This window comes from Sphingomonas sp. IW22 (assembly GCF_041321155.1).
Taxonomy (GTDB): Bacteria; Pseudomonadota; Alphaproteobacteria; order Sphingomonadales; family Sphingomonadaceae; genus Sphingomonas.
The window spans coordinates 47,208-53,460 of the sequence record NZ_JBGGWB010000010.1; the positions used below are offsets into that span (position 1 = coordinate 47,208).

8 protein-coding genes are annotated in these 6,253 nt (G+C 64.7%); 7 read left to right on the plus strand and 1 reads right to left on the minus strand.

Annotation, left to right across the window (positions count from 1 at the left end; genetic code table 11):
- Positions 1-36: 36 nt before the first annotated feature.
- The 7 genes from ACAX61_RS18620 to ACAX61_RS18650 are packed head-to-tail and all read left to right on the plus strand — an operon-like array spanning position 37 to position 5,899.
- Positions 37-525 carry an SRPBCC domain-containing protein gene (locus tag ACAX61_RS18620; protein WP_004212879.1) on the plus strand — a complete coding sequence of 163 codons (489 nt, stop codon included), beginning with the start codon at positions 37-39 and terminating at the stop codon, positions 523-525.
- Positions 522-899 carry a hypothetical protein gene (locus tag ACAX61_RS18625; protein ID WP_004212880.1) on the plus strand — a complete coding sequence of 126 codons (378 nt, stop codon included), beginning with the start codon at positions 522-524 and terminating at the stop codon, positions 897-899. Before ACAX61_RS18620 ends, ACAX61_RS18625 begins: the two co-directional genes overlap by 4 nt.
- Before the next feature lie 47 nt (positions 900-946).
- Positions 947-1,360, plus strand: coding sequence for a hypothetical protein (locus tag ACAX61_RS18630; protein WP_004212881.1), 414 nt, complete (start codon positions 947-949; stop codon positions 1,358-1,360).
- 3 nt (positions 1,361-1,363) lie between these two features.
- Positions 1,364-2,050, plus strand: a complete 687-nt coding sequence (locus tag ACAX61_RS18635; RefSeq protein WP_004212882.1) for a ZIP family metal transporter — start codon at positions 1,364-1,366, stop codon at positions 2,048-2,050.
- Positions 2,047-2,655 carry a cation efflux transmembrane domain-containing protein gene (locus tag ACAX61_RS18640; protein WP_004212885.1) on the plus strand — a complete coding sequence of 203 codons (609 nt, stop codon included), beginning with the start codon at positions 2,047-2,049 and terminating at the stop codon, positions 2,653-2,655. The genes ACAX61_RS18635 and ACAX61_RS18640 overlap by 4 nt, the downstream gene beginning before the upstream one ends.
- Positions 2,652-5,153, plus strand: coding sequence for a heavy metal translocating P-type ATPase (locus ACAX61_RS18645; RefSeq protein ID WP_004212886.1), 2,502 nt, complete (start codon positions 2,652-2,654; stop codon positions 5,151-5,153). Before ACAX61_RS18640 ends, ACAX61_RS18645 begins: the two co-directional genes overlap by 4 nt.
- Complete coding sequence (locus ACAX61_RS18650; protein ID WP_370716116.1) at positions 5,150-5,899, plus strand: HAD-IIB family hydrolase; 750 nt, start codon at positions 5,150-5,152, stop codon at positions 5,897-5,899. The genes ACAX61_RS18645 and ACAX61_RS18650 overlap by 4 nt, the downstream gene beginning before the upstream one ends.
- 196 nt (positions 5,900-6,095) lie before the next feature.
- On the opposite strand, the gene ACAX61_RS18655 is transcribed toward ACAX61_RS18650, so the two are convergent.
- Positions 6,096-6,251, minus strand: a complete 156-nt coding sequence (locus ACAX61_RS18655; protein WP_528084560.1) for a Tn3 family transposase — start codon at positions 6,249-6,251, stop codon at positions 6,096-6,098.
- Positions 6,252-6,253 lie beyond the last annotated feature (2 nt).

The window sequence follows — 6,253 nt, forward strand, 5'->3', positions numbered from 1 at the left end:
CCGCGATCGCCCCGCCCATCTCTGGGAGATGGGGATATGCCTCGCACCATAACCAGCTCGATGCTTCACGGCGGGCCACTGCGCATCTGGTCGGCACTCACCGATCCGGATCATCGCCGGGCGTGGAGTCCGCTCGTATTTCTCGATGATCCGTCCCGGCTCGGCGACACAGAATGCACCTTTGCGATCCAGGGCATCACCCGGCCAATTCGGACGCCAGCACGGATTGATCGATTCGATAAACCGCACGCCTTCGCTTGGTCCTGCGGCATCCCCTATCTGTTCACGCTCGAAGAGCGGTACGAGCTGGCGGGGGACGATGGCGGCACCAGGCTAACGCATAGCTGCACGCTGCGCGGGGCGCTCTCCCTGCCGTTCGCGGCGATGATGTTGCGCCGCCTGCGATCCCTGATGGTCGAATCTGACGATCGCCTCGCAACCTATCTCCGCTGGCGGGTAGGTCAGCCTGCCCGGGCTATCAATCGTCAGCGCGTCCCCTTCCGCTACAGGAGGAAGGCGCGATGATGATGCACTGTAAGCGGGTGCTGCCCGCCGTCATCCTCGTTGTCGGGCTCGCGGCGTGCTCGGAAAGAAAGCCGCCAGCCCCGCCAACGGAGCAGCAGATCCATTCGTCCGACAGCGCCGTGGCGACCGGGGAAATGGGGCGGCATAGATATCGCTGTTCCGACGGGGAACCGCTGTTCGTCGATTACAAGGACAACGGCCTGCAGATCGATTTGCGGCGCTCCAACGGGGGACCGCCGATGATGCTGACCGCGCCAGCGCAGGGCCTGCAATATGTCGGCGAAACAGCCACCGCGACCTTCAAGGGGTCGCAGCTCACCATCGTGGAAGGCGATGGCCGTACCCGGATCTGCGAGCGGGAAGGCACGCGATGAACTGCCCTGCCTTCGAACGCCACAGGGCGCTTCGTCGGAAGAGACCGATGTCTGACACGTCGATTTCAAATGTGACAACCTTGTGCGGCCTGAATCGGGCCGGTCTGGCGATCGCGCGCCTCGGCGTCGTTCTCGTCTCCGGGGCGGTTATAGGGGCGTGTAATCCAGCGCCGACCCAGCCTACCGAGCCGGCGCATGAAAAGCATCTGACGTCGAAACTAATCGCGCAGCGCATCATGTACTGCGACGACGGCACACGCGCCGATGTCGACTTCATCGATGACGGCTTGAAAATGGCCGTCACCTGGCTGCCGAAGGGCAGGACCGAGATCCTGCGCGCGCAGCGAACCGGTGACGAGTTTCGCGGCGACCATTCGCGGGCTGTCGTGGCGGGCGGATCGATCGCGTTCACGCGACGCGGGAAGATCCGCGTCTGCCACCGAACCCCGGAGGAGTCCTAGGAAATGCAGGCACTGCTCTATACGCTTGCGCCTGTGCTGGCGGTCGTGCTCGGCGCGATTGTCGCGAGCCGCACCAAGTTGAAACCTGGCCTCGTGGCGGGCCTACAGCATCTCGCTGCCGGCGTCGTGTTCGCGGCGGCAGCGACCGAAATCCTGCCGCAGGTCAAGCATGAGGCATCGCCCAGCGCGACGTTGATCGGCGGGGCGGCGGGCGTCGCGACCATGCTGGGGCTCAAGGCTCTTGAGGCCCGCTTCAAGGGGCCGATGGCGCTACTCGCCGCGATCGGCATCGACATTCTGGTCGACGGCCTGGTGCTCGGCCTCGCTTTCGTGGCGGGCGAGAAGGCAGGTCTCCTGCTGACGATCGCGCTCACTCTGGAAGTGTTATTTCTGGGACTGACGCTGACCGACGAGCTGGCGGAAACCTATCGCTCGCGCTTGCGCATCATCGTGATCGTCTCGGCATTGGCCCTGCTGCTGCCGATCGGCGCGCTCGCTGCCGTGCCGGTCGCCGCGCTGTCGCCGGTGATGATCGCCGGCTTCCTCAGCTTCGGGCTGATGGCGCTGCTCTACCTCGTCACGGAGGAGTTGCTGGTCGAGGCGCACGAGAAACCCGACACCCCGCTCATCAGCTCGATGTTTTTCGTCGGCTTCCTGGCCCTGCTGACACTTGAGGAGATGATGGGATGATCCCGGGCAACGACAACAATGGCGGGCAGGAGCGCCGCACACTGTGGATCGTCCTGCTGCTGAACGCGGCGATCGCTGCGGGCTTCTTCGTTTCCGGCTTCTTCGCGGACTCGAGCGCGCTGATCGCCAACGGCGTCGACAACCTGTCCGATACGGCTGTGTATGCGCTGAGCCTTGTGGCGCTCACCCGGGGCCAGACATGGAAGACACGCGCCGCGGTCGCTTCGGGCGTCATGCTGCTGATCTTCGCGGGCGGCATCTTGATCGATGTCGGACGGCGCTACGTGCAGGGCAGCGAGCCCATCGGACCTACCATGATGGTCATGTCCGCGATCGCCGGCGTCGTGAATTACCTCTGCCTGCGGCTGCTCCAGCGCCTCAAGGATCCGGACGTCAATCTCCGGGCCGCAACCACCTTCAGCTTCAACGACTTCATTTCCAACGGCGGCATCCTGATCGCCGGCGTGCTGGTGCTGTGGTTGGGTACCAATTGGCCGGACCTGCTGGTCGGCTTCGCCACCGCCATCATCGCCATCAAGGGCGGTGTCGAAATCCTGCGCGACGCGCGCGCCGAAACCAAGAAAAGCGAAAGGAGGTCGTCATGAACGACAAGCTCGAACTCGACATTCCAGTGTTGTTGCCGGACCTTCCTGACGCGGCCGATGCCTGCCTGGACCGTCTCGTATCAACCCTGTCAAAGCGCGAAGGTGTCGAGCGGGCGCATGTGATCTGTCTCGACGGCAACACGCCAGCGGCGCTGTGCATCCATTTCGATGCCGCCAAGCTGCCGCTGCCACGGTTGCGCGAAATGGTGCGCGCCGCAGGTGCCGAAATCACCGAGCGCTACGGCCATGCGATCTGGCAGGTGACGGGGATCAACCACGAACGTCGGGCGCGCACGGTCAGCGATGCGCTGTGCGCCTTGCCCGGCGTGGTCCAGGCAAGCGCCAGCACCAGCGGGTCTGTCCGGGTCGAATATGATCGCCGCGAAACCACCGAAGAGGAGGTGCGCGCTGCGCTTCGCAAGCTGAAGGTGAGGGTGGGCAAGCGGGTCGCTGCCGATGAACATGCCGGCCACGACCACGGCCCCGGGGGCCACGGCGCGGGCGAAGAGAAGCACGGCCCCGGCGATGGCCACGACCATAGCCACGCCGAATTTCTCGGCCCCAATACCGAGCTGATCTTCGCGCTCGCCTGTGGCGCGCTGCTGGGGATCGGCTACGCGATCGAGAGGCTGGTCGCTGGCGCGCCCGAATGGCTGCCGACCGCCTGCTATATCGCAGCCTATTTCTTCGGCGGATTCTTCACGCTGCGCGAGGCGATCGACAACCTCCGGATGAAGAAGTTCGAGATCGACACGCTGATGTTGGTCGCTGCGGCCGGCGCCGCTGCGCTGGGCGCATGGGCCGAAGGTGCGCTGCTGCTGTTCCTGTTCAGCCTCGGCCATGCGCTTGAGCATTATGCAATGGGCCGCGCCAAGAAGGCGATCGAGGCGCTGGCGAAGCTCGCGCCCGAAACCGCGACCGTGCGACGCGGCGGGCAGACCAGCGAAATCCCGGTCGAGCAGATGGTCGTCGGGGACATTGCCATCGTCCGCCCGAACGAGCGCCTGCCTGCCGACGGCTTCGTCATCAAGGGCACCAGCGCGATCAACCAGGCCCCGGTCACGGGTGAAAGCATCCCGGTCGACAAGGTGCCGGTCGCAGATGCCGCAGCGGCACGCGCCAAGCCCGATGCAGTCGACGCGGAAAGCCGGGTTTTTGCTGGTACGATCAACGGCGGCGGCGCGATCGAGATCGAGGTGACACGCCGTTCCAATGAAAGCGCGCTTGCCAAGGTCGTGAAGATGGTGAGCGAAGCGGAGACGCAGAAGTCGCCGACGCAGCGCTTCACCGACCGGTTCGAACGGATCTTCGTGCCCGCCGTCCTGGTCCTGTCAGTGCTCCTGCTGTTCGCATGGGTGGTCGTCGACGAGCCGTTCCGCGACAGCTTCTATCGCGCGATGGCGGTGCTGGTGGCGGCAAGCCCGTGCGCGCTCGCGATCGCAACGCCGAGCGCGGTCCTGTCGGGCGTTGCCCGTGCAGCGCGGGGCGGCGTGCTCGTGAAGGGCGGTGCACCGCTCGAAAACCTCGGGTCGCTCAAAGCGATCGCTTTCGACAAGACGGGCACGCTGACCGAAGGTCGTCCGCGCATCACTGATGTCGTGCCCGTCGATGGCGCCGATGAAGGCGAGTTGCTGGCGCTGGCTGTCGCCGTCGAAGCGTTGAGCGACCATCCCCTGGCCCAAGCGATCGTCAAGGACGGCCGCGAACGTCTGAACGATCGTGCCGTGCCGACTGCCGGCGACCTCAAGAGCCTGACCGGTCGGGGCGTCACCGCGAGCGTGGATGGCGAGACGGTGTGGATCGGCAAGGCCGAGATGTTCGGAAGTGAGGGCATTCCGGCGCTGGGGCAGGGCGCGCAGGACGCAATCGCGAAGCTGCGCGAGAACGGCCGCACGACAATGGTGGTCCGCAAGGGGGACCGCGACCTGGGCGCGATCGGCCTGATGGACACGCCTCGCGAAGCTGCCAAGACCGCGTTGCGTCGGCTGCACGAGATGGGCGTGTCGCGGATGATAATGATCTCCGGCGATCACCAGAAAGTCGCCGAAGCGATCGCCGACGAAGTCGGGATCGACGAAGCGTGGGGCGACCTCATGCCCGAAGACAAGGTTGCCGCGATCAAGAAGCTCGCCGGCGAAGACAAGGTCGCGATGGTGGGCGACGGCGTGAACGATGCGCCGGCGATGGCAAGCGCCACGGTCGGCATCGCGATGGGCGCGGCGGGGTCGGACGTTGCGCTGGAGACAGCCGACGTGGCGCTGATGGCCGACGATCTGGCGCACCTGCCATTCGCAGTCGGTCTTAGCCGCCATACCCGTGGAATCATCCGGCAGAACGTCTTCGTCAGCCTGGGTGTCGTCGCCTTCCTGGTGCCTGCTACCATCCTCGGCCTCGGCATTGGGCCAGCGGTGGCGGTTCATGAGGGATCGACGCTGCTCGTCGTCATCAATGCGCTCAGGCTGCTCGCCTACCGCGATCCGGCAGGGAAGGCGGCATGAAGTGGCTGATCGCCTTCGACCTCGACGGCACGCTTGCCGAGAGCAAGCGGCCGTTATCGGAGGATATGGCCGCAATCCTCGCCCGATTGCTCGCCATCACGGATGTGGCGGTGATCTCGGGCGGGGACTGGCCGCAGTTCGAAAAGCAGATCGCCTCGCGCCTTCCTGCCGGCGTCGCGCTCGACCGTCTCTGGTTGATGCCGACCACAGGCACGAAACTCTATCGGTTCATCAATGGCGCTTGGCGCGCGGTCTATGCCGAACTGTTCGACGACGCGGAGAAGGCGAAGATCCGCACGGCCTTCGATCAGGCGCTGACCGATGCCGGTCTCGCCGACGAACGTATCTGGGGCGAACGGATCGAGGACCGGGGCAGCCAGATCACCTTTTCGGGCCTGGGGCAGGCAGCGCCGCTGAAGGAAAAGGGAGCGTGGGATCCTGACCGAAAGAAGAGGACCGCGTTGCAGGCCACGTTGCGCGCGAAGCTGCCGGAGCTCTCGATCAATCTCGGTGGCACGACATCGATCGACGTGACCAGAGCAGGGATCGACAAGGGCTATGGCCTGAAGCGCCTGAGTGCCGAGAGCGGTGTCCCGCTCGACGGGATGCTGTTCATTGGGGATGCGATATTCCCCGGTGGGAATGACTATCCCGCTGCTGAAATCGGCCTCGACACAGTGAGGGTGCGCGACGTCGCGGAAACCACCGCCGTCGTGACCGCCATCATCGCGTGTCTGCACCGATAGGATCAAGATACATGGTCGGCTCCATCGCGGAATGCCGCATTGTCAAAGCTCTGGCTTCTGTCGCTTAGGGCAGCGCTTCCTAAAACGAAAAGAAGGCAATGTGCGCGTCTCCGCGAACAAAGCCTCCAGCGATCAATCTAAGAGATTCCGCCGCGCTTCTCAATCGTAGGGGGCGTTTGCGGGAGGGGGCGGAATCCTACGCTAAGGATTTGGGCCAGCGATATTCCCCGGTTGGATTGATGTGTTCCCATCCCAACGGCGAGACGTGGGCGAGTAGATCAGGCGCGATATGGGTACCGCTGGCGGCCCGGGTATTGACGACCTCGCCGAGCTTCATGGTGTTCCAGAATATGA